Source organism: Solimonas sp. SE-A11 (assembly GCF_030345715.1).
In the GTDB taxonomy this organism is placed as follows: Bacteria; Pseudomonadota; Gammaproteobacteria; order Nevskiales; family Nevskiaceae; genus Solimonas_A.
Genome location: NZ_JAUASX010000001.1, coordinates 396,842 through 415,696 on the forward strand (window position 1 = coordinate 396,842; position 18,855 = coordinate 415,696).

The 18,855-nt window shown below is 67.5% G+C and carries 19 protein-coding genes; 11 read left to right on the forward strand and 8 right to left on the reverse strand.

Going from position 1 to position 18,855, the window contains the following annotated elements; genetic code table 11:
• The first annotated feature begins 2 nt into the window (after positions 1-2).
• Both QT386_RS23305 and QT386_RS02110 read left to right on the forward strand, forming a co-directional pair.
• The gene (locus tag QT386_RS23305) at positions 3-1,121 is read left to right on the forward strand and encodes a glutathione S-transferase family protein (protein ID WP_289272074.1); all 1,119 of its coding nucleotides are present in this window, start codon (positions 3-5) and stop codon (positions 1,119-1,121) included.
• Entirely contained in the window at positions 1,118-2,110 is a 993-nt protein-coding gene (locus QT386_RS02110) for a glutathione S-transferase family protein (protein ID WP_289272075.1), read from the forward strand. The genes QT386_RS23305 and QT386_RS02110 overlap by 4 nt, the downstream gene beginning before the upstream one ends.
• 136 nt (positions 2,111-2,246) lie before the next feature.
• Here QT386_RS02110 and QT386_RS02115 read toward each other — a convergent pair whose 3' ends face one another.
• Positions 2,247-4,391 (reverse strand): DUF1302 domain-containing protein, encoded by a 2,145-nt coding sequence (locus QT386_RS02115; protein ID WP_289272076.1) that lies wholly within the window; start codon positions 4,389-4,391, stop codon positions 2,247-2,249.
• A gap of 137 nt (positions 4,392-4,528) precedes the next feature.
• On the opposite strand from QT386_RS02115, the gene QT386_RS02120 reads away from it, so the two are divergent.
• The gene (locus QT386_RS02120; RefSeq protein ID WP_289272077.1) at positions 4,529-5,947 is read left to right on the forward strand and encodes a DUF1329 domain-containing protein; all 1,419 of its coding nucleotides are present in this window, start codon (positions 4,529-4,531) and stop codon (positions 5,945-5,947) included.
• Positions 5,948-6,157: 210 nt separating this feature from the next.
• On the opposite strand, the gene QT386_RS02125 is transcribed toward QT386_RS02120, so the two are convergent.
• Positions 6,158-6,793 carry a TetR/AcrR family transcriptional regulator gene (locus tag QT386_RS02125; RefSeq protein ID WP_289272078.1) on the reverse strand — a complete coding sequence of 212 codons (636 nt, stop codon included), beginning with the start codon at positions 6,791-6,793 and terminating at the stop codon, positions 6,158-6,160.
• A gap of 158 nt (positions 6,794-6,951) precedes the next feature.
• On the opposite strand from QT386_RS02125, the gene QT386_RS02130 reads away from it, so the two are divergent.
• Together QT386_RS02130 and QT386_RS02135 are read left to right on the forward strand one after the other, a co-directional pair.
• A complete protein-coding gene (locus QT386_RS02130) occupies positions 6,952-7,779 on the forward strand; it encodes an alpha/beta fold hydrolase (protein ID WP_289272079.1) in 828 nt (275 codons plus the stop codon).
• Between the two features lie 99 nt (positions 7,780-7,878).
• Positions 7,879-8,250 (forward strand): glutaredoxin domain-containing protein, encoded by a 372-nt coding sequence (locus tag QT386_RS02135; protein ID WP_289272080.1) that lies wholly within the window; start codon positions 7,879-7,881, stop codon positions 8,248-8,250.
• On the opposite strand, the gene QT386_RS02140 is transcribed toward QT386_RS02135, so the two are convergent.
• Complete coding sequence (locus QT386_RS02140; protein WP_289272081.1) at positions 8,233-8,901, reverse strand: hypothetical protein; 669 nt, start codon at positions 8,899-8,901, stop codon at positions 8,233-8,235. The two genes, QT386_RS02135 and QT386_RS02140, sit on opposite strands and share 18 nt — an antisense overlap.
• A gap of 35 nt (positions 8,902-8,936) precedes the next feature.
• Entirely contained in the window at positions 8,937-9,740 is an 804-nt protein-coding gene (locus tag QT386_RS02145; RefSeq protein ID WP_289272082.1) for an enoyl-CoA hydratase/isomerase family protein, read from the reverse strand.
• 142 nt (positions 9,741-9,882) lie between these two features.
• Here QT386_RS02145 and QT386_RS02150 point away from each other — a divergent pair, with 142 nt between their 5' ends.
• Positions 9,883-10,488 (forward strand): type 1 glutamine amidotransferase domain-containing protein, encoded by a 606-nt coding sequence (locus QT386_RS02150; RefSeq protein WP_289272083.1) that lies wholly within the window; start codon positions 9,883-9,885, stop codon positions 10,486-10,488.
• Between the two features lie 58 nt (positions 10,489-10,546).
• Here QT386_RS02150 and QT386_RS02155 read toward each other — a convergent pair whose 3' ends face one another.
• Together QT386_RS02155 and QT386_RS02160 are read right to left on the reverse strand one after the other, a co-directional pair.
• On the reverse strand, positions 10,547-10,894 hold the full coding sequence (locus tag QT386_RS02155; protein WP_367401374.1) for a zinc ribbon domain-containing protein YjdM: 348 nt from the start codon (positions 10,892-10,894) through the stop codon (positions 10,547-10,549).
• Positions 10,895-10,913: 19 nt separating this feature from the next.
• Entirely contained in the window at positions 10,914-11,561 is a 648-nt protein-coding gene (locus tag QT386_RS02160) for an FABP family protein (RefSeq protein ID WP_289272085.1), read from the reverse strand.
• 147 nt (positions 11,562-11,708) lie between these two features.
• Here QT386_RS02160 and QT386_RS02165 point away from each other — a divergent pair, with 147 nt between their 5' ends.
• The 4 genes from QT386_RS02165 (at position 11,709) to QT386_RS02180 (ending at position 16,211) form a co-directional block, all read left to right on the forward strand.
• Entirely contained in the window at positions 11,709-14,552 is a 2,844-nt protein-coding gene (locus QT386_RS02165; protein WP_289272086.1) for a penicillin acylase family protein, read from the forward strand.
• An 8-nt stretch (positions 14,553-14,560) separates the two neighbouring features.
• Positions 14,561-15,373, forward strand: coding sequence for a DUF429 domain-containing protein (locus QT386_RS02170; RefSeq protein ID WP_289272087.1), 813 nt, complete (start codon positions 14,561-14,563; stop codon positions 15,371-15,373).
• Between the two features lie 69 nt (positions 15,374-15,442).
• Positions 15,443-15,574: a hypothetical protein gene (locus QT386_RS02175; RefSeq protein WP_289272088.1), complete on the forward strand. Its 132-nt coding sequence runs from the start codon at positions 15,443-15,445 to the stop codon at positions 15,572-15,574.
• A 136-nt stretch (positions 15,575-15,710) separates the two neighbouring features.
• Complete coding sequence (locus QT386_RS02180) at positions 15,711-16,211, forward strand: PH domain-containing protein (RefSeq protein WP_289272089.1); 501 nt, start codon at positions 15,711-15,713, stop codon at positions 16,209-16,211.
• Here the strand turns inward: QT386_RS02180 and QT386_RS02185 are convergent, their stop codons facing one another.
• The gene (locus QT386_RS02185) at positions 16,212-17,000 is read right to left on the reverse strand and encodes an aspartyl/asparaginyl beta-hydroxylase domain-containing protein (protein ID WP_289272090.1); all 789 of its coding nucleotides are present in this window, start codon (positions 16,998-17,000) and stop codon (positions 16,212-16,214) included. It lies immediately after the preceding gene.
• A 159-nt stretch (positions 17,001-17,159) separates the two neighbouring features.
• Between QT386_RS02185 and QT386_RS02190 the strand changes: the two genes are divergently transcribed.
• On the forward strand, positions 17,160-17,774 hold the full coding sequence (locus tag QT386_RS02190) for a hypothetical protein (protein WP_289272091.1): 615 nt from the start codon (positions 17,160-17,162) through the stop codon (positions 17,772-17,774).
• A gap of 14 nt (positions 17,775-17,788) precedes the next feature.
• Here QT386_RS02190 and QT386_RS02195 read toward each other — a convergent pair whose 3' ends face one another.
• Positions 17,789-18,778 (reverse strand): sensor domain-containing diguanylate cyclase, encoded by a 990-nt coding sequence (locus QT386_RS02195; RefSeq protein ID WP_289272092.1) that lies wholly within the window; start codon positions 18,776-18,778, stop codon positions 17,789-17,791.
• Positions 18,779-18,855: the final 77 nt, after the last annotated feature.

Below are 18,855 nucleotides of genomic sequence, written 5' to 3' on the forward strand. Positions count from 1 at the left end.
ACGTGGGCTACCGCGTCTACCTCTCCGACGTCTCCTACTTCAGCGGCAAGCTGGAATGCGCGCTGCGCGCCAAGCGCATCGCCTACGAGCGCGTACCGGTGTCCAGCGACACCCTGCTGAACGAGGTCCTGCCCCACACCGGCTGGATGAAAGTGCCCGCCGTACGCCGCGACGACGGACTCTGGCTCTACGACAGCACGCCGCTGCTGCGCTGGCTCGACGCCGAACACCCGCAGCGCTCGCTGATCCCGCAGGACCCCTATCGCGCCTTCCTCTCCGCCCTGGTGGAGGACTTCTGCGACGAGTGGCAGTGGCGCCCCGCCATGTTCTGGCGCTGGGCCTGGCCGGACAACGCCCGTTATCTCGGCAGCCGCCTGGGAGAGGAACTGTCGCGCGGCACCATTCATCCCGCCGCCGGCATGGCCCTGTACTTCCGCAAGCGGCAGCAGCGCATCTTCCTGCGCGGCGACGGCGTGCGCGCCCATAATTTCGACGCCATCGCCGCGCTGTATCCGCAGGCGCTGGCCTGGCTGGAAGCGCTGCTGGGAAAGCGCCGCTACCTGCTCGGTGACCGCCCCAGCCTGGTGGACATCGCCTGGTGCGGCCCCATGCTGCGCCACTACGCGCAGGACCCGCGCCCCGCCGCGCTCATGGCCGCGCAGGCGCCGCGCGTCTGGGCCTGGGTCTCTCGCGTCTGGAACGCCGGCAGCGAAGAGTGGGGCGCCACGGAGCTGGACGACTTCTCCGATTCCGCCTGGGATGCCTTGTTCGCCGACATCGGTACCGCCTACCTGCCGTACCTGCACGACAACGCCGCGGCCGTCGCCGCCGGCCAGAAGCGCTTTTCCGGAGCCTATGGCGGCATCGACTACCCGGACTTGCCGGCGGTGCGCTACCGCGCGCGCTGCCTGGCCACGCTGCAGCGTGACTTCGAGGCCCTGCCGCCCGATGTGCGCCAGCGCATCGGGCAGCGCCTGGGCCCCGTCATCGGCGGGCTCCTGCAGCGCCGCAGCGCCGCGCAAGTGGCGCCCATCGACACCGCCATCGTGCAACCGCGAAAGGTGACGGCCGCCCAGCGCCTGCGCTATTACTTCAGCGGCACACCCTGGGACTGCGAATGACCTACATCCTCTACGGCGGCAACCCTTCGCCCTACTCGCGCAAGCTGCGCGCCATCCTGCGCTATCGCCGGCTGCCGCACGTCTGGAAGGCCGGCACTCCGGAAACCCTGCCGGAAATCGCCCGGGTGAAGCCCAAGCTGATTCCGGTGCTGAAGCTGCCGGATACCGGTGAATTTCGCGTGGACTCCACGCCCACCGCACACCTGCTGGAGCAGCGCCACGCCGAGCGCTCCATCATCCCGCCGGACGCTGCAGATGCCTTCGTCTGCCACCTGATCGAAGACTTCGCCGACGAGTGGTTGAGCAAGCTCATGTTCCACTACCGCTGGCATGAAGATGCCACGGCGATGTGGGCCAGCCACTGGATCGTGCGGGACGCATTGCCCGCCGCCACCGGCAAGGCGCATGACCAGGCTGCGAAGATGTTCCACGACCGCCAGCGCAGCCGCATGGCCATGGTCGGCTGCACCCCGGAAAACGCGCCGGTGATCGAGGCCGCCTACGCTCGCCTGCTGGACATCCTCGGCCCCTACGTCGGCGGCCAGCACTATCTCTTCGGCAGCCGCCCCTCGCTGGCCGATTTCGGCCTCTACGGCCAACTCGCCCAGCTCACCACCGACCCCTGGCCGCAGCGACTCTGCCGCGAGCGTGCGCCCGCCGTGGAGGCCTGGGTGATCACCCTGGATGATTGCTCCGGCGTGGACGGCGAATGGAAGCCGGAGAAGGCCGCCGCCGTGCGCGAGGCCCTGCTGGAAATGGTGGGCGCCGAGTACCTGCCGTTCCTGCGCGCCAATGCCGCCGCGCTGGAGAAGGGCGAGCCGCAGATGACCGTCTCCATCCGCGGCCGCGAGTACACCCAGCAGCCCTTCGCCTACCAAGCCAAGTGCTACGGCCAGATCCGCAGCCAGTGGGCGGCGTTGCCGGTGGAGGCGAGGGCGGGGCTTGAGCCGCTGATGGAGAAGACTGGCTGCTTGGGGTATCTGGCCTGATCTTTCTTTAGCCCTCGCCCGCTTGCCGGGCGGCCACAGATGGCCGCCTTGGTGGTCGATCGGGTAGATGAAGTCCCGCCATGGATGGCGCCATCGCTTGTCTTCCCTCTCCCGCCAGGGGAGAGGGAAGCAGGCGCTAGAACACCTTCGCCACGTAGATCGAAACGTTATCCCGATCCCTCAGCCGGTGATGCGTGCCGCCCCCGGTGAACACCTGGTAGCTGACGCCCGCCGTCCAGTCATCCGGGAACTCCGCCATCAGGCTGCTGACCAGCACCTTGCGGCCCTCGATGAAGTTGATGATCGGTGCAGGCGAGATGCCCTTGATGTCGTGCAACCACAGGAAGGTGGGATACAGCGCGATGTTGCCCGGCAGCTCGTTGTAGGTGAAGCGCAGCAGGCTGCGGTAACCCCAGGCAAAGTCGTCGCCGAAGCCGCTGCGCATCTGCGTGGGATTGATGTGGCGTGTATCCGGCAGGCCGTCGGGCGTACCCGTGCCGTCGGCACCGGCCGAGGGATGCGTGCGGTCGCCGGCACCCTCGAAGTACAGCTCGCCACGGGCCGGCATGTCGTGGACCATCAGCGCTGCGCCCTCGATCACCCAGAACACCTGCGCCGCGCCAAAGGGGTTGTCGGCAAAGCTGCGGATGCCGGTCAGCGACATCTGCGACACCTTCTGCCGCTCGTAACCCTGGACGTAGTCGCCGGCATTGACCGTCACGCCGCGGTAGCGCGAGAGGTAGTCCGGCACCGCGCTGTTCTCGCCGGGTAGCGTGAACAGAGCGCCACCGGGCAGCAGCGCGCCCAGCCCGGCCTGCAGCCCCTGCAGTGCCGGCGCCAGCGCCGACGGCAGGCCGGCCAGCAGGTTGGGGTCCGACACTGCCGACACGCCGATGGGGATGTCCTGCGCCGGGAAGGCCGGCCCCAGCACCGTGAACAGCACGTCGGACTGCAATACCTGCAGCGGCTGGTTGGGACGGAAGTTGTATTCGCCCGACAGTGCCCAGTCGCCCACGTTGGTATTGAAGCTGATGCCGAAGAGATCAATGTCTTCCGGATACTCGAGGAACAGCTGCGCCGTATCCACCGGCAGCGGCTCGCGGCCCAGAGGATTGATCGGCGCGTTGAAGCCCATGCAGGCCACGAAGGCGCCTGCGAAGCCACCGCCCGGAGAATCACGCGTGCAGCTGGCATTCGCCGCATAGCCGCTGAGCAGCGGATAGCGGCTGTGATAGCGCAGGTAGTGCAGGGTCAGCTCGGTGCCGCCGTTGAGCCAGTCCGCCAGGTAGTTCAGGCGCAGGCCGTACTGGCCGTCATCACTCGGCGCGGCGAAGTCCGCGTCGGGGATGCGCAGGGTGCGCGTGGACTGCGACACCAGCGACACCAGGCCGGCCGGCGAGAACTGCCCGTCCGGGTCCTCGCTGTAGTTGCCGAAACCGGTGATGGCGTATTCGCCGCCACCCGCAATGTCGCTGAAGGACAGTAGGCTGCCGGTGGCCGGCAGCTTCGCGCCGCGCCAGCCGAGCTGGTACACCGCCTCCAGCGCCAGGTTCTCCGTCAGCGTCAGCGAAGCCACCGCCAGCGGCACCGCGAGCTGCAGCTGGCTGGGCTCGGAGCCCGGCATGCCCAGCACCGGCGCATCCAGCGGGCTGATTTCCGCCAGCGTGTTGAACTGCACCAGGTTGGCCTCGCCCCAGTTCAGCACCTGGTTGCCCACCTTCACCAGCAGCTCCTGCTCCCCCACGGCAAAGCTGCGCGAGACGAACAGGTTGCCCAGGCGATAGCCGCTGGCAAACAGCTCCTCGGCCGCGCCGTTGCGCCGCGAATGGCGCGGCTGGAAGCGCGTGTCATTGTGGGTTTCCTGGAAGCCGCTGTTGACCACGTCGTGGAAGAACAGTGCCGAGGCCTGGAACTGCCAGTCGTCCCAGACCAGCTCCAGCTTGGGCCGCACCTGGAAGATCGCCGCGGTGAGGTCGCCCTTGTCGTAGTTGAGGTTGCCGTTGTCCTCGTTCACGCCGGAGAAGCTGCCGCGCGCATCGACCAGGCGCTGGTTCGGCGCGGGGTCGCCGCTGGCGGACTGGCAGTCGTCGGCCACGCAGAGCCCCTGCTGGCCCGGCACGTTGAGCTTGCCCAGGAGGCGTTCGTCGCGGTCCTGCACGCGCATTGCGGCGCCGAAGGACAGACGGGTATTGAGCGCCCCGCTGACCGGGCCCCAGTCGAAATCCACCGCCTGTGCCGGCAGCGTCAGGAACAGCGCCGCCACCAATGCCGTCTGCTTCATCGTCTCCTCCCTCATGCGCGGGCGGCGGATTGCCGCGGCCCCGTGGGCGGGGTCTTGACGCGAGATTTACAGGGTGTAAAGTTTACATCATGCCAATACAGGCGCAAGCGATGCGCCGCAGCCGGTCTGGAGGAGACATGCGGCAATTCCAAGCGTCGTCGGTGATCAGGATGTTGGGGGTGGGAATGCTGGCGCTGTGGCCTGCGCTGGCGGGGGCGGGCGTGCCGGAGGCCGAGGCGGCCAAGCTGGGGGGCACGCTGACGCCCGCCGGGGCGGAAGCTGCCGCCAATGCCTCCGGCACGATTCCGGCCTGGGAGGGGAGCAAGCGCTTCCGCCCGGAGCAGCTCAAGCTCACCTATGACGACCTGCAGCGGATGCGCAAGAGCGATCCTGCCGCCCTGGCGCGCGCGCTGGCGCCCAACGGCGCGGCCGACAAGCCGAGCTTCGTCATCACCAAGGCCAACGCCGCCCAGTACGCCGACAAGCTCAGCGCCGGCCACAAGGCGATGTTCGAGCGTTACCCCACCTGGCAGATGCGGGTATTCCCGACCATCCGCGGCGCCTTCCTGCCGCCGGTGGCGGAAGCCGCCACCAAGCTCAACGCCGTGCAGGCCAAGCTTGAAGGCACCGACAAGGTCACTGGCGCCAAGCTCGGCGTGCCCTTCCCGATCCCGCGCAGCGGCGCCGAGGTGATCTGGAACCACAAGCTCAAGTTCCGCGGTTCCGCCGTGCGCCGTTTCAACAACGAAGTCATCGTCGCGCAGGACGGCAGCTACCAGTTGGCGCGCATCGTCGAGGACGTGAAGTTCAAGTACGGCGATCCCAAGGCGCCGAGCCCGATCGAGGACGGCATCATCCTGTACTACCTGCAGGAAGTGCTGACTCCCAAGCGCATCGCCGGTCAGATGCTGCTGGTCCACGAGACCACCGACCAGACCGAAGGCGGCCGCAGCGCCTGGATCTTCAATCCTGGCCTGGGTCGCACGCGCCGCGCGCCCAACGTCGGCTACGACAACCCCAAGGCCTCCGCCGACGGCCTGATGTTCAACGACCAGACCGACATGTACAACGGCGCCCTGGATCGCTACAACTGGAAGCTGCTGGGCAAGCGCGAGCTGTACATTCCCTACAACTCCACGCCCATCCTCGGCGCCGGCGTCAGCTACGACAAGCTGATCCGCAAGGGCCACCTCAACCCCGAGCTGGCGCACTACGAGCTGCATCGCGTCTGGGTGGTGGAAGCCACGCTCAAGCCTGGCGTACGCCATGCCTTCCGCCGCCGCATGTTCTATCTCGACGAGGACAGCTGGAGTGTGTCGATGGTGGACTGCTACGACGATCGCGACCAGCTCTGGCGCTTCCAGGAAGCCCACCTCACCAGCTTCCCCTTCGTGCCCGTCACCAGCGGTAGCCCCGAGGTGCACCACGACCTGCAGAGCGGCCGCTACTTCGTTACGGCCAGCTTCTCCGGCGACGACTACCCGGACTTCAGCCTGCAGCTGGAAGACAACTACTTCCGCCCGCAGACCCTGGCGAGCCGAAAGCTGAGGAAGTGATCCTTCGCCCGTCTCCCCTTGCGGGAGAGGGTGATGCGCCCCGCTTTGGCGATGACTCAATGTCATCGCCTGCGGCGAATCACGGGCGGCCATGGATAGCCGCCCAGGCGCTAGATTGAGTGATGAGGTCTCGCCATGGATGGCACCCCCGACTTGTTCCCTTCTGCCTCGGCTCCCTTTCGGCAAGGCGAGAGTGCGGAAAAGCTCGGCTCAGCTCTTCACCACTCTTTCCATGAAGCCATTGAACAGCTTCACCCCGCGCGTACGGCTGAGCTCACCGTCGCGCACCAGTTGCCGCATGCCCCAGAACGCCAGGATCGACATCCAGGCATAGGCGCGCGCATCGGCTTCGTTCATGTCGAGCGCCTTGCGCACCACCGGCGTCCAGATGCCGCTGATCAGCTTGCGGATGCCCTGGCGGATCTCCTCCAGCTCGGGCGTGCTGCCGGCGGTGCCGGCGATCAGCTGCCACAGCGCGTCGCCGCGGCCGGGCGGCAGGTCCAGCGAGAATGCTTCCGCCGCCTTGATGGCCTCGGTGAGATTGCCGGCGTTGGCCTCCACCGAGTCGGTGGTGCCCTTCGCCACTTCCATGAAGATGTGCCAGGCCGTATCGGCCAGCAGCTTCTCCATGCTCGGGAAATGCTGGTAGATCAGCTGGCGGCTGGTGCCGCCGCGTTCGGCCAGGGCGCTCATGTTCAGCCCGGCCCAGCCGTCGCTTTCGACGATCTGTGCCGCCACCTCCAGCAGCGTCTGCCGGCGCAGGTCCTTGCTGAGGTAGGCGCGCTTGGCGACGGCCGGCTTCTTGACACTGCCCTCGCGCGGCTTGGCCGTCGGCTTGGTGGCCATTCTCATCCCTGGAATGTTACGTGGTGACAATATTTTCCGTTACCCGCAGGCCGGTGTCGATAGCCGTCGGCTTACACGCGGGCCATGCAGAAAACGAATGGAGCCCCATCCATACGGCGCATTTCCATTCCCGGCAGGCCAGGTCTAGCCTGCCCGGCATGAACGAACTGAAGCTGCAGGACCGCTACATCGCCACTGTTCTGGGCCGGCTACGTCTGCGCGTGGCCGGGCAGGGGCCCGCCATCCTGTTCTGGCCCAGCCTGCTGATGGACGGCTCCATGTGGCTGGCGCAGGCCCGCCATTTCGCCCCGAGCCATACCGTGATCCTGGTGGACTCCCCGGGCCACGGCGGCAGCGAGGCCCTGACGCGCATGTTCAGCTTTGAGGAATGCGCGCAGTGCATCGTGCAGGTGCTCGACGCGCTGGGTATCGAAAAGGCCCACATGGTCGGCAACTCCTGGGGCGGCATGATCGGTGGCACCTTCGCCGCCCTGTATCCGGAGCGCATCGGGGCCGCCGTGCTGATGAACGCCACCGCCTCGCGCGCACCCCTGCGCCAGCGTCTGGAGTTCCGCCTGCTGACACACGTCGTGCGTCGCCTGGGCGGCTTCCGCGGCCCCTTCGTGTCGCGCGCCATCAAGGCCTTCGTCGGCCCCACCACCGCGCGTGAGCGGCCGCAGGTCGCCGAGCAAATCCGCGCCGCCCTGCGCCACATCGATGCGCGCTCGGTCTACTGGGCCGTCAACAGCGTCGTCCCCGCGCGCCCGGACCAGCACCAGCTGTTCGGCCGCATCCGCACGCCCGTGCTGGTGCTGGCCGGCATCGAAGACCCCACCTTCCCGGTGCCGGAGACCAGCGAGATGGCCCAGGCCATCCCCGGCGCTGAATTCCTCGTCATGGATCGCACCGGCCACCTCGCCGGCCTGGAACGCCCGGAAGAGGTCAACGCCATCGTCGAGTCCTTCCTGCAGCGCAGCGGGGCCTGAGTGGCCCGAACTGTGGCTCATCGGATGACACGCGATCAGGCATTGCGGGCGCCCTGAACGCCGCCGATACTGCGCGCCATCACGCATCCGGAGTCACCCATGCCGCGCCTGGTCCTCGACGAATCCCGCATCCATCCCGCCGTGCGCGAGGTCATTGCGCAGAATCATCGCGACATCGTGGAAGAAGTCTCCGCCGCAGTGGACGCCAACGACATCGTCGTGGTTGGCATGGCGCAGAACCCCTCGCCCAAGAAAGCGCGCCAGTTGCTCGAAGCCGCGGGCCTGCAGTACCGCTACATGGAATACGGCAGCTACTTCAACACCTGGCGTCGCCGCAACGCGCTGAAGCTTTGGACCGGCTGGCCCACCTTCCCGATGGTGTTCGTCAAGCGCCAGCTCATCGGCGGCGCCAGCGATCTGGAAAAGCTCCTGGCGTCCGGTGAGCTCAAGAAGCTACTTGACGAGCGGTAAGTAAACGGGCGTCGGCGTAAAGCTGTAGCCGCCGGTTCCGCCGATAGCCGAGGCTGGAGGGCTGAACTCGTTCACATCCACGGAGTCGCTCCGCAGGCGTGCGTATTTCTTCTGTGCCAGAGCCCAGTCCCTCTCAAAAGGCTGGGTGTAGTCGACGCTCGCGGAGGTGACGACGAGTCCTCGGTTGGCAAGCTCCGTGAAATGGAAATTGTCGATGTAGGTGATCCTGCCAGGCTGGATCCTGTACTTCATCGAGAAATGCGATGCGGGTCCTGCATGCGCAGAGCCCCCCACCACATCCCAACTGAAAAATTCATAGTCGCCCGGGGGTAGTTCCACCGCGAAGAGATCGCCCTTCATGCCGAGCGCGGTGAAGTCCTGATGGGCATAGCAACTCGGCTCCATGATCGAATCGCAGCCGGTCTCCACGAATTCGAAGCCCTTCTCTTGCCCCAAGGGCCGGTATAGCACCCGGTAGGCAGACAACCGCCCATCACGCGTGACGGAGCCGAGCATCACCCCTTTGTCCGCCGTCTGCTCGTAGTCCGCCCGGATGTTCTTTGCGGCGCAGCCGGAAACCAGCAGGCAGCAGGCAAGTAACGCCAGGCAAAGCGTTGGGCAGGGCCTCATCAGATTCGCGTCCACCATCATGGCTCCAGAGCTTAGCGCAACAGAAGCGCGCGCCCCTACTGATCGTCGTACTGCGGCTCCCGACGCTCCCGGAAAGCCGCCACTGCCTCACGGTGATCCGCCGTCTCGGTCAGGATGATCTGCTGGCGGTTCTCGATCATCAGCGCCGTCTCCAGGCTCGGTGCGTCGATCAGCGTGTTGAGCGTTTCCTTGGTCATGCGCAGGCCCAGCGGTGAAGCACGCAGCATGTCGGCCGCCATCGCCAGGGCGCCATCCAGCAACTGCTCCGCCGGCAGCACCTCGCTGACCAGGCCCATGCGCAGCGCGCGCGGCGCATCGATGAAACGCCCGCTGAGCAGGAACTCCGAGGCCGCCGCCAGGCCCACCAGCCTTGGCAACAGGTAGCCGGAGCCCAGGTCGCAGCCGCCCAGGCCCACACGCAGGTAGGCGGCATTCATCTTCGCCTCCGGCGCGGCGTAGCGCAGGTCCGCCGCCAGCAGCAGCGAAAAGCCCGCGCCGCAGGCCGCGCCCTGCACCAGGCAGATCACCGGCTGCGGGCAACTGCGCATCAGGCGGATCACGCGTGCATAGCGCTCCTGGATTTCGGTCTGCCGATGCGCCCGGCCACTACCGCCCTCGGCGAAGGCCTGGGAGCCCAGGTCGGCACCGGCGCAGAACGCTCGGCCTGCCGCACGTAGGATCGTCACGCGTACCTGCGTACGGCGGTGCAGGCCCTCGTAGTAATCGGCCAGCTCGTCGATCACTTCCGGCGTCAGCACATTGAGCGCCTCCGGCCGGTCCAGCGTCAGGATCTCGATGGCACCGCGCGCTTCCACGGTGATGCTGCGATAACTGCCCATGGCTTCTCTCCCCGCAAACTGCATGGTCCCGGGAGGATTACAGCATGCCGGCGCAGCGCCTGGCTCCTGCATGCCGGGTGGGGAACTTCGCCGTTTTGGCCGGGGTCGCAATGACCCTGCGACACAAGCCATGGAGGGCATCATGTCCGCAAGACTGGAAGGCAAGCGTGTAGCCATACTCGCCACCGACGGATTCGAGCAGTCCGAACTGCTGGAACCGCTCAAGGCCCTGCGCGAGGCCGGCGCCACCGCTGAAATCGTATCCCCCAAGTCCGGCAGGATCCGCGGCTGGAAACATACCGACTGGGGCCAGGAGGTGGACGTGGACGTCGAGCTGGCCAAGGCCGACGCCGACGACTACGACGCCCTGGTGTTGCCGGGCGGCGTCATGAACCCCGACCACCTGCGTGCCAACCGCAGCGCCGTGCAGTTCGTGAAGGACTTCAACGACGCGAAGAAGCCCATTGCCGCCATCTGCCACGGCCCCTGGACCCTGATCGAGGCCGGCGCGGTGAAGGGGCGCCAGATCACGTCCTGGCCGTCGTTGCGCACCGACCTGACCAACGCCGGTGCCCAGTGGGTGGACCAGGAGGTCGTCACCGACCGGGGCCTGGTCACCAGCCGTAAGCCGGACGACCTGCCGGCCTTCTGCCGCAAGATGATCGAAGAGATCGCCGAAGGTCCGCACGAGCGCGACAAGGCTACGATCAAGGCCGGCAAGCAGGAGCAGCGCGCGGCGCGTCACTGACCGTGTACGGGGCAGGCTGGAAGAGCGGGCTTGGCGCCCGCTCTTCCAGTAGCCCGGCTCAGGCCTTCTTCAGGTACTGCGCCTTGAGCATGACACTCATGCCGTCGACCTTGCAGTCCACCTCGTGGTCGCCGGAGACCAGGCGAATGCCGCGAATCTTGGTGCCACCCTTGATCACCGTGGACGAGCCCTTGAGCCGCAGGTCCTTGATCAGCACCACCGAGTCGCCATCCGCCAGCAGGTTGCCGTGGGCGTCCTTCACCACGAGTCGATCATCATCCTGCGCGGTAGCCGCAGGCGGTGCGTCGGCGGACCACTCATGCCCGCAGTCCGGGCAGATCAGCAGTCCACCATCGGGATAGGTATTCCCCTGGCGGCAGGCGGGGCAGGGTGGCAGCTCGGTCATGTCGTTCATCGTTGCGAGCTCAGCCGCGCGCCAGCGCCAGCGGATTGGGCGTTGGCGCCGCCACGCGAGTCAGCGTGTTGCGGTCGGTATGGTGGAAGGGCTCGGCCTGGCCCTTGATCATCATCACGGTGTCTTCGTCATAGGACCAGCTGCCGTCGTCGTTGATCGTCACCTGCATGCGGAACTCCACCGTGCGGAAGGCATGCTCCAGGAACGGCGCCGAGCGGATGCCGAAGGACGTCGAGTCCGCCGTGGCCACCACCTCGAAGCTCTTCGCATCGGCGCTGGCCTGGCCATAGGCCATCACCACCTGCCCGCGCGGGATCGTGAGCGTGTGGATGATGCCGCCGGTGGCCGGCTCCCACAGCCAGTAACCCACCTGGTCATGGTAGGTCTTCACGTTGTTCGGCTTGGTGATGAAGGTGTGGTAGCGCAGCCCGTACAGCAGCTGAGGGCCGTTGGTGGCCGGGTCGATCGGCTGCAGTTCGATGCGTTCCACGTAAGCCTGCTTGCGCGGGCCGTCCGCCTTGGGCTTCACGTCGAGGCCGCGCGTGCCCTCCCAGATGCCGGCGAGGCCGGCCAGCGGGCCGAGGTTCTTCAGGGTATCGACATCGACGTCGGACGGTTCGGTGTAGATGTCGGCGGGAAAGCCGCTGTCTGCGCTCATGGAAAGGCTCTTGTTGTTCGAATGACGGGCGCGATTATGCCCGCTGCCCGGCGACTGCCGTAGGTGAATCTTCCCGCAGGCAGCCATCGCGGGCTCGGCTACACTGGCCCCAAACGACAAGCGCCGGACGGCGCGACGGAGGAGCCCATGAAGACCCCCCTGCTCACGGCCCTGGCGGCCGTGGTCCTGCTGGCCGCCTGCAGCCGGTCCGACGACCGCAGCGACAGCGGTGGCGGCACGGTCACCCCGCCGGCCAACCTGGTCCTCAAGGCCGAGACCGTGCTCCCGCCCGGCCAGTCCGGCTTCGTCTCCCTGGCCGGCCAGCTGCGCGGCCTGCTCAGCGGCAACCCCGGCGACTACGGCGAGCACGTCGACGACCAGCGCCTGCTGTACTGGAGCTTCGACGCCAAGCCCGGCGTGCTCGGCACCAAGCCGGGCACCTCCGTGGTCCCCAAGGAAGGCGTCGAGATCTATCGCGATTCCCACGGCGTTCCCATCGTCTACGCCGCCAGCGTGCGCGACGGCTGGTACGGCGTCGGCTATGCCGTGGCACAGGATCGCCTGTTCCTGATGGACGCCGTGCGCCGCATGGGCTTGGGCACCTTCTCCGAGCTCACCGGCTGCGGAAGCGTGCCGGCCGACATCCAGCAACGCACGCTGACCTACACCGACGCCGAGTACCAGGCCATGTTCGAGGCCGGCTCGCAGGACTCCAAGGACGCCGTGCTGGGCTATGTCGAAGGTGCCAATGCCTGGCGCGAGAAGGCCCTGGCCAATCCCACGCTGCTGCCGGCCGAGTACGTGCTGCTGACCACGCTGCCCGCCGAGTTCACCGTGCGCGACGTGATCGCCGCCGGCGTCTACATCACCCGCTTCGTCGCCAGCGAGGGCGGCAACGAGTTCCTCAACATCCGCATGCTCAAGCAGCTCGAGGCCGAGTACGGCTCGCGCGACGAAGCCTACAAGGCCTTCCAGGACATGACCTGGCTGGAAGACCCCAAGGCCGTCACCAGCGTGCCGCGCGGCTTGAGCACTTTCTCCAACCAGGCCGAGCCCGCCGCCGGCCGCGAGGCCGTGTTTCGCCAGATGGCGGCCTGGGCGCTGACGCTGCCGGAGACCCTGTGGAAGGGCAGCGGCACCGGCCACGCCGCCACGCCATTCCCCTGCGCCTTGCCGCTGGCCCCGCCGAGCCTGCCGGGCGGCCTCGGCGCCTCCGGCAAGGTCGTGTATCCCAAGACTGCCGTCGCCGCGAAATCCCCTGCCAGCCGCCCCGCGAGCAAGACCGAGCAGCAGAGGGCCGTCGCCACCCGCGCCGCCATCCACAAGGTTGTCGCCTCGCTGCAGGACCTGCGCGCTCATCTGCACGGCGGCAGCATGGCCTACGCCCTGGCGCCCTCGCGCACCCGCGACGGCGGCACGCTGATGGTCAGCGGCCCGCAGCTCGGCTACACCTATCCGACGCTGCTGGTGGAATTCGAGCTGCATGCCGGCGACTACCACTCGCGCGGCTCCTCCGTGCCGCTGCTGCCGGCCGTCGGCATCGGCTACAGCGAGCACGCCGCCTGGGGTCTCACCACCGGCTACAGCAAGACCATCGACTCCTTCATCGAAACCACCTGCTCCACCGCGCAGCAGGCCGCCAGCACCTGCAAGGCCGACCAGTATTTCCACGATGGCCAGTGGAAGGACATGCAGTGCCGTGACGACACCGTGCGCTACCGAGCCGCCGCGCAGGGCATTCCCGCCGGCCCGGCCATCCTCAGCGCACCGGCGCGCATCTGCCGCACCGTGCACGGCCCGGTGGTGGCGCGCGACGATGCCGCCGGCCTGGCGCGCAGCGTCCAGTACGCCATGTTCGGCCGTGAGATCGAAACCATCGAAGGCGTCACCGCCTGGTCCAAGGCCAAGAGCTTTGCCGAGTTCAAGGCCGCCACCGCCAAGGTCACCTGGAACGAGAACGTCACCGTCGCTACGCGCGACGGCCACATTGCCTACTTCCACCCCGGCCTGTTCCCGCGCCGCCATCCGGACACCGACATGCGCCTGCCGATCCCAGGCACCGGCGCCTACGACTTTGGCGACAACCTGGCCTTCTCCGAATTGCCGCAGGTGGTGGACCCGCCGCAGGGCTACCTCGCCAACTGGAACAACAAGCCCGCCTTCGGCTGGCTCGACGGCGAAGGCCTGGGCAGCACCTCGCGTCCCGGTGGCGCCGGCCAGCGCGTCACCAGTATCCTGGAACTGCTCGCCACGCGCAGCGACTGGAGCTACGAAGACCTGCGCGGCATCGACCGCCACCATGGCATCCGCGATCACCGCGCCCGCGAATACCTGCCGCTGCTGGCGAACTTCCGCAGCACCGCCGCCGCCCAGCTCAGCGATGTGCAGAAGGCTGCGCTCGACCAGGTCCTGGCCTGGAACGGCGACGCCTTCGGCCCGACCCAGGACGTGGAGTCTCCCAACGCGCGAGACGGCGTGCCGCAGACCCTGTTCGGCGAGATAGTCACCGGCTTGCGCGACGAACTGTTCGGTGGCCTGCGCGACAACATCCTCGACACCGGCGTGCCGGACCCCGATCCCAACAACCCCGACGCGGAAGCCGGCCTCACCGTCTATGGCCGCGTCGCCGGCGTCGGCAGCCATGTCTTCGACCAGAGCGTGATGGACAACCTCGTGCTGCGCATCCTCAAGCCCGAGAGCTCGGGCCTGGCACTGCGCCGCGACTACAGCGGCAACCGCGAGCGTGACGCCGTGATGCTGGCCGCGCTGAACCGCGCCATGTCGGCACTGGCAACCCAGTACAACGGTGGTGCGCCGCTGGCGGTGGCAGACCTGTCCAAGTGCACGCGCATCCACCCGCGCTCGAAGATATGCTCGCTGTCGGGCGTGATCGGCCCGGGCTCGGACACCATCCCCGGCACGAGTTGCGTGACCATGCCCTACGAGGATCGCGGCTCCTGGGTGCATCGCGTCGGCTACGAGAAGCCCTGAGCGATCCAATGGCAATCGTGCTGGGCATCGACGCGGCGTGGACTCCGACCCAGCCCAGTGGGGTGGCCTTGCTCGATACCACGGTGAGCACGAAGTGCGTAGGCGTCGCTCCCAGCTACGCTGCTTTCCTGAAGCTGGCCGATGGCGTAGCGGTCGATTGGAGCGCGTCTCACCTCGGGCAGGAGCCACCGATTTCATCCCTGATGGAGGCGGCTTGCCGGATTGCTGGGGCTCCCGTCGATGCTGTGGCCATCGACATGCCGGTTTCCCGGCGGGCCATCGATTCAAGACGCGCGGCAGACAATGCGGTCTCCAGGGAATTCGGGGGACGCCGCTGTTCGACCCACACGCCGAGCAGCCTGAGGCCAGGGCCCATGGGGGCAAGGATTACCGAAGCATTCGCGGCATTGGGTTATCCGGTGGCGACTGTCGACACTGCACCGGGAACACCCAGGCAACTGCTGGAGGTTTATCCCCATACAGCCTTGCTGTCGCTTCTCGCGCGAGAGATTCGCGTGCCCTACAAGGTCGGCAAGCTGAACCGCTACTGGAGGAATGAGACGCCCGGGATGCGCAGGGAGCTTCTATTCCAGGAACTGGGGGCGATCGAAGCGGGACTGACTTCCGTCCTGGGCCCTCTGCCTATCGAACGGCCCTTGCCCTCGGCAAAGGTGAAAACCCTCAAGGCCTTCGAGGATGCACTGGACGCCATGATCTCCGCTTGGGTTGGCTTGTTGTACCTGGAGCGTCGGGCAGTGGCCTTGGGCGACAGCCATGCCGCCATTTGGTGTCCCGCGGATGTGATCAGGCGAATGCCCTAGCCCTCGCCGTATCGGATGATGTCCCGGCCGCAGCGCTGGCCTGGGCTTGAGAGCCTTCTGGAGCGTTCCATGTCCGGTCATCGCCCCAGTTCCACCGCCATCGGCGCCGCCATCCTGCCGCGCGACCGCCATGCCGAGGAACAACGGGAGCGGGCCATGGCGCGCGGCCTGCGCCAGATCTGCGCCGCGCTGTCGCCCTGAAGCCCCTCGAATGGGGGGTAATGACGCGAATGGGGGGTATGAGGCCTTTCTCGCAGGCCGGAGTATTTCTTGTCTACTTCGCGCGCGTCGGGTTTTCCACAGACTTGACCTACCGCATCGAGCAGGGAGCTCCGTGATGGACCCGTACAACCGAACCGCCGCTGCCATCCCGCAGCCGGCACCGACCATGTCCGCCGCCCTGAGGATCCAACCCTGGCGTCGCGTACTGCTGGGCCTGGCCTGCCTGATGCCGATGCTGCTGATGTTCTCCGCCCTGCTGGGCTATCGCGCGGAGCACGACGAAAGCCCCGTGCTCGCGGTGAGCAGCGGCGTCGCCTTCATCCTCTTCCTCGGCTGGTTGTTCGTGCATGTCTACCGCCTCGGCTCGGTCGTGGTGGATGCCGAGGGCCTGTCGCATGCCTCGCTGCGGCTGGGCATGCCGCGCCGGCAACGCCTGCGCTGGGATCAGGTGCAGCGTGTGCGCTACACCGACTCGGCCTACCGCTTCAGCGGCGCCGACGGACGCGAGGTGATCCTCAGCGCGGCCCTGCTGCCCGACACGCAGGTCACCTTGCATGCCCTGCGCCTCTTCATGCCCACGCGCCTGCTGGCGCAACTGGGCCTGCGCGCACACTGATCAAGTCGCGCGCCGATCGCGCATCCATTCGCGCTGCCGCTTCGCCGCCCGACGCATGAACGGCGTGACCGCCGCCAGGTCCAGGAAGCGCTGGTTGAGCCAATGCCAGGGCTGGCTCAGCGGCCGTGCAAAGTCGGCGAAAAGCACCACGCGCGTGCCGTCCGTGTCGTTCCAGACCTGGTGGTTGAAGCTGTCGTCGAAGATCAGCGCCTGGCCCTCGCGCCAGTGACAGATCTGGTCGCCCACGCGGATGGAACAGCGGCTGGCCGGCTCCGGCACGCGCAGCGCCAGGTGCAGCCGCAACACGCCGTTGTAGGCCCCGCGGTGCGGCGGTATGTGCTTGCCGGGTTCCAGGATGCTGAAGAAGGCTGTGCCCAGACCCGGCACTTCGCGCAGTGCCGCCATCGTCGCCGGGCAGTGCCGGGCGTTCTCGCGGCAGTCCATGCCCGGTGCGTGGAGGAAGAAGGTCTTCCAGCGGGAATCCTGCTGGATCGTGCGGACTTCCTCGAGAATGTCCTGGAAATTCGGGATGCCGTCGACGTCCTGCAGCACCGCGTCCAGTTCCCGCCGGATTCCGGGTGCCCGCGCCTCCAGCCGCGTCACCCAGGGAAAGTCGCGGTTGTCGTAGACCACCGGGTCTCCCTGCAGCGAAGCCCGCGCCACGAAATCCTCCAGCCAGCCCTGCAAGCGCTGGCCGATGGCGCCCAGGCGCGTGCGCGGCGGCGTGAGCGTCTGCGCGCGCGTGCGTAACGCGGGGTCGGCGGCATGCCGGACCTGGGGATCGTTCATGGGGCGTTCCTTCGCGGCGGGTCTCCTAACTTCGGCCCCCGCGCCTGAATCCCCGCTGAAGCCGAGCCGACCCAGGCACAGGAAGAATCGACCCATCCGCGTCCGGCGCCCGTGCGCCGGGTTACCCTGTCGCCATTGCGAGTCCGGGGAGGGACCGTCATGGGCAATGTGTCCGGGGGAATGCTGCAGGGCTGGCGGCTGTTCTGGCTCATTACGGCGGCGTTGGTGGCCATGAGCGGCGCCATGGTGGCCCTGCACCCGGGCGAGGAAGGCGCGCGACTGGTGATCCGTGCCACGGCGCGGACCTCGCTGCTGCTGTTCGCGCTGGCCTTCTCGGCCTCCACGTTGCGGCGGCTGTGGCCGGGCGCTTTCACCACCTGGCTGCTGCGCAACCGCCGCTACCTCGGCGTGGCCTTCGCCGCCTCGCATGCCATCCACCTGGCGGCCATCGTCGCCTTCGCCCGTATCGACCCCACGGAGTTCGGCCAGATCTCCCCGGTGGCCAATCGCATCGTCGCCGGCCTGGCCTACGTCTTCATCTTCGCCATGGCCGCCACGTCCTTCGACCGCATGGTGGCCCTGCTCGGCGCGCGCCGCTGGAAGCTGCTGCACACGGTGGGTGCGCACTACATCTGGCTGATCTTCCTGCTGTCCTTCGCCAAGCGCATCCCGCAGGGCCCGGGCTACGCCCTGGGCGTGGCGGTGCTGCTCGCGGTCATGGGCCTGCGGCTATGGGCGCGTCGGGTAGAGAGCCGCCACCCCGCCAGGGCGTAAGGTGCCCGCGACATTCAGTGCCGTGTCGCCCTGCGCGCCTTCTTGACCTCGTACATCTGCGCATCCGCCTGCTTCAGCAGCGCGTCGGCGTCGATGGCGCCCATCGATGATTCCACCACGCCCACGCTAGCACCCGCATAGTCGATCGGCACGCCCGCACTGACGTAGCGTCCGCGTATCAATTCCTCCAGGCGTCCGCGCAGATCCTGGCCGACCGCCGTCGGCGCCACCACCACGAACTCGTCGCCGCCGTAGCGGGCCACCAGGTCGCTGCTGCGCAGGCCATCGGCCAGGCGCCGCGCCACCTGCGACAGGAACCGGTCGCCGGTCTCGTGGCCGTGCTGGTCGTTGATCGCCTTGAAACCGTCCAGGTCGATGAAGGCCACCAGCAGCGTCGTGCCCTCGCGCTGCGCCTGTGCCAGGCGCTTGCGCAGTTCCTGTTCCAGCGCGCGGCGGTTGGCGACACCGGTCAGCGGGTCCACCAGCGCGTGGCCGGCTAGCTCCTGGTTGCTGCGGCGCAGGTTGTCCACCAGGCGCTCGCGCTCCACCTGGTGCGAGATCAGCCGCGCGAACATGCCCAGCACCTTCACCGTCTCCGGCGACACCGGCACCCTGGAGCCGCTGGCGGCGCAGAGCGTGCCGTAGAGCCCGCCATCGAGATTGCGCACCGGCTGGCTCAGGTAGGTCTGGATGCCCAGCTCCCGTGCCGCCGCGGAGTCACCCCAGCAGTCGGCGACGTTGTCGGTGTAGGCGCGGCCCTCGTCGAGCGCGCGTTTGCACAGCGTGTCGCCCCAGGGCACGTCCAAGCCCTCGGGTATCTGCATCTGCTGCGTGTTGCGCGAATACAGCACGTGCTGCACGCCGTGGTCCTGGTCGATGGTGGTCAGGTAGGTCGACTCCATGCCCGTCACGGTTTCCAGCAGTTCCAGCAGCGGGCGGGTCAGGCTCTCCAGGTCGTTGGCACCGGAGACCGATTCAGCGAGGCGATTGAGCAGATGTTCCATGGGGAGAAATATACGGCGGGTCGGCGGCCGCGCCAAAAAAACGCGACCCTGGCCTGCAACATGCAACCCCTGCGCCC

Bases quoted from the DNA above. Each gene is read 5' to 3' on its own strand.
- QT386_RS02110 (WP_289272075.1), top strand. From the start codon at position 1,118: ATGACCTACATCCTCTACGGCGGCAACCCTTCGCCCTACTCGCGCAAG.
- QT386_RS02115 (WP_289272076.1), bottom strand. From the start codon at position 4,391: ATGAAGCAGACGGCATTGGTGGCGGCGCTGTTCCTGACGCTGCCGGCA.
- QT386_RS02120 (WP_289272077.1), top strand. From the start codon at position 4,529: ATGCGGCAATTCCAAGCGTCGTCGGTGATCAGGATGTTGGGGGTGGGA.
- QT386_RS02125 (WP_289272078.1), bottom strand. From the start codon at position 6,793: ATGGCCACCAAGCCGACGGCCAAGCCGCGCGAGGGCAGTGTCAAGAAG.
- QT386_RS02130 (WP_289272079.1), top strand. From the start codon at position 6,952: ATGAACGAACTGAAGCTGCAGGACCGCTACATCGCCACTGTTCTGGGC.
- QT386_RS02135 (WP_289272080.1), top strand. From the start codon at position 7,879: ATGCCGCGCCTGGTCCTCGACGAATCCCGCATCCATCCCGCCGTGCGC.
- QT386_RS02140 (WP_289272081.1), bottom strand. From the start codon at position 8,901: ATGATGGTGGACGCGAATCTGATGAGGCCCTGCCCAACGCTTTGCCTG.
- QT386_RS02145 (WP_289272082.1), bottom strand. From the start codon at position 9,740: ATGGGCAGTTATCGCAGCATCACCGTGGAAGCGCGCGGTGCCATCGAG.
- QT386_RS02150 (WP_289272083.1), top strand. From the start codon at position 9,883: ATGTCCGCAAGACTGGAAGGCAAGCGTGTAGCCATACTCGCCACCGAC.
- QT386_RS02155 (WP_367401374.1), bottom strand. From the start codon at position 10,894: ATGACCGAGCTGCCACCCTGCCCCGCCTGCCGCCAGGGGAATACCTAT.
- QT386_RS02160 (WP_289272085.1), bottom strand. From the start codon at position 11,561: ATGAGCGCAGACAGCGGCTTTCCCGCCGACATCTACACCGAACCGTCC.
- QT386_RS02165 (WP_289272086.1), top strand. From the start codon at position 11,709: ATGAAGACCCCCCTGCTCACGGCCCTGGCGGCCGTGGTCCTGCTGGCC.
- QT386_RS02170 (WP_289272087.1), top strand. From the start codon at position 14,561: ATGGCAATCGTGCTGGGCATCGACGCGGCGTGGACTCCGACCCAGCCC.
- QT386_RS02175 (WP_289272088.1), top strand. From the start codon at position 15,443: ATGTCCGGTCATCGCCCCAGTTCCACCGCCATCGGCGCCGCCATCCTG.
- QT386_RS02180 (WP_289272089.1), top strand. From the start codon at position 15,711: ATGGACCCGTACAACCGAACCGCCGCTGCCATCCCGCAGCCGGCACCG.
- QT386_RS02185 (WP_289272090.1), bottom strand. From the start codon at position 17,000: ATGAACGATCCCCAGGTCCGGCATGCCGCCGACCCCGCGTTACGCACG.
- QT386_RS02190 (WP_289272091.1), top strand. From the start codon at position 17,160: ATGGGCAATGTGTCCGGGGGAATGCTGCAGGGCTGGCGGCTGTTCTGG.
- QT386_RS02195 (WP_289272092.1), bottom strand. From the start codon at position 18,778: ATGGAACATCTGCTCAATCGCCTCGCTGAATCGGTCTCCGGTGCCAAC.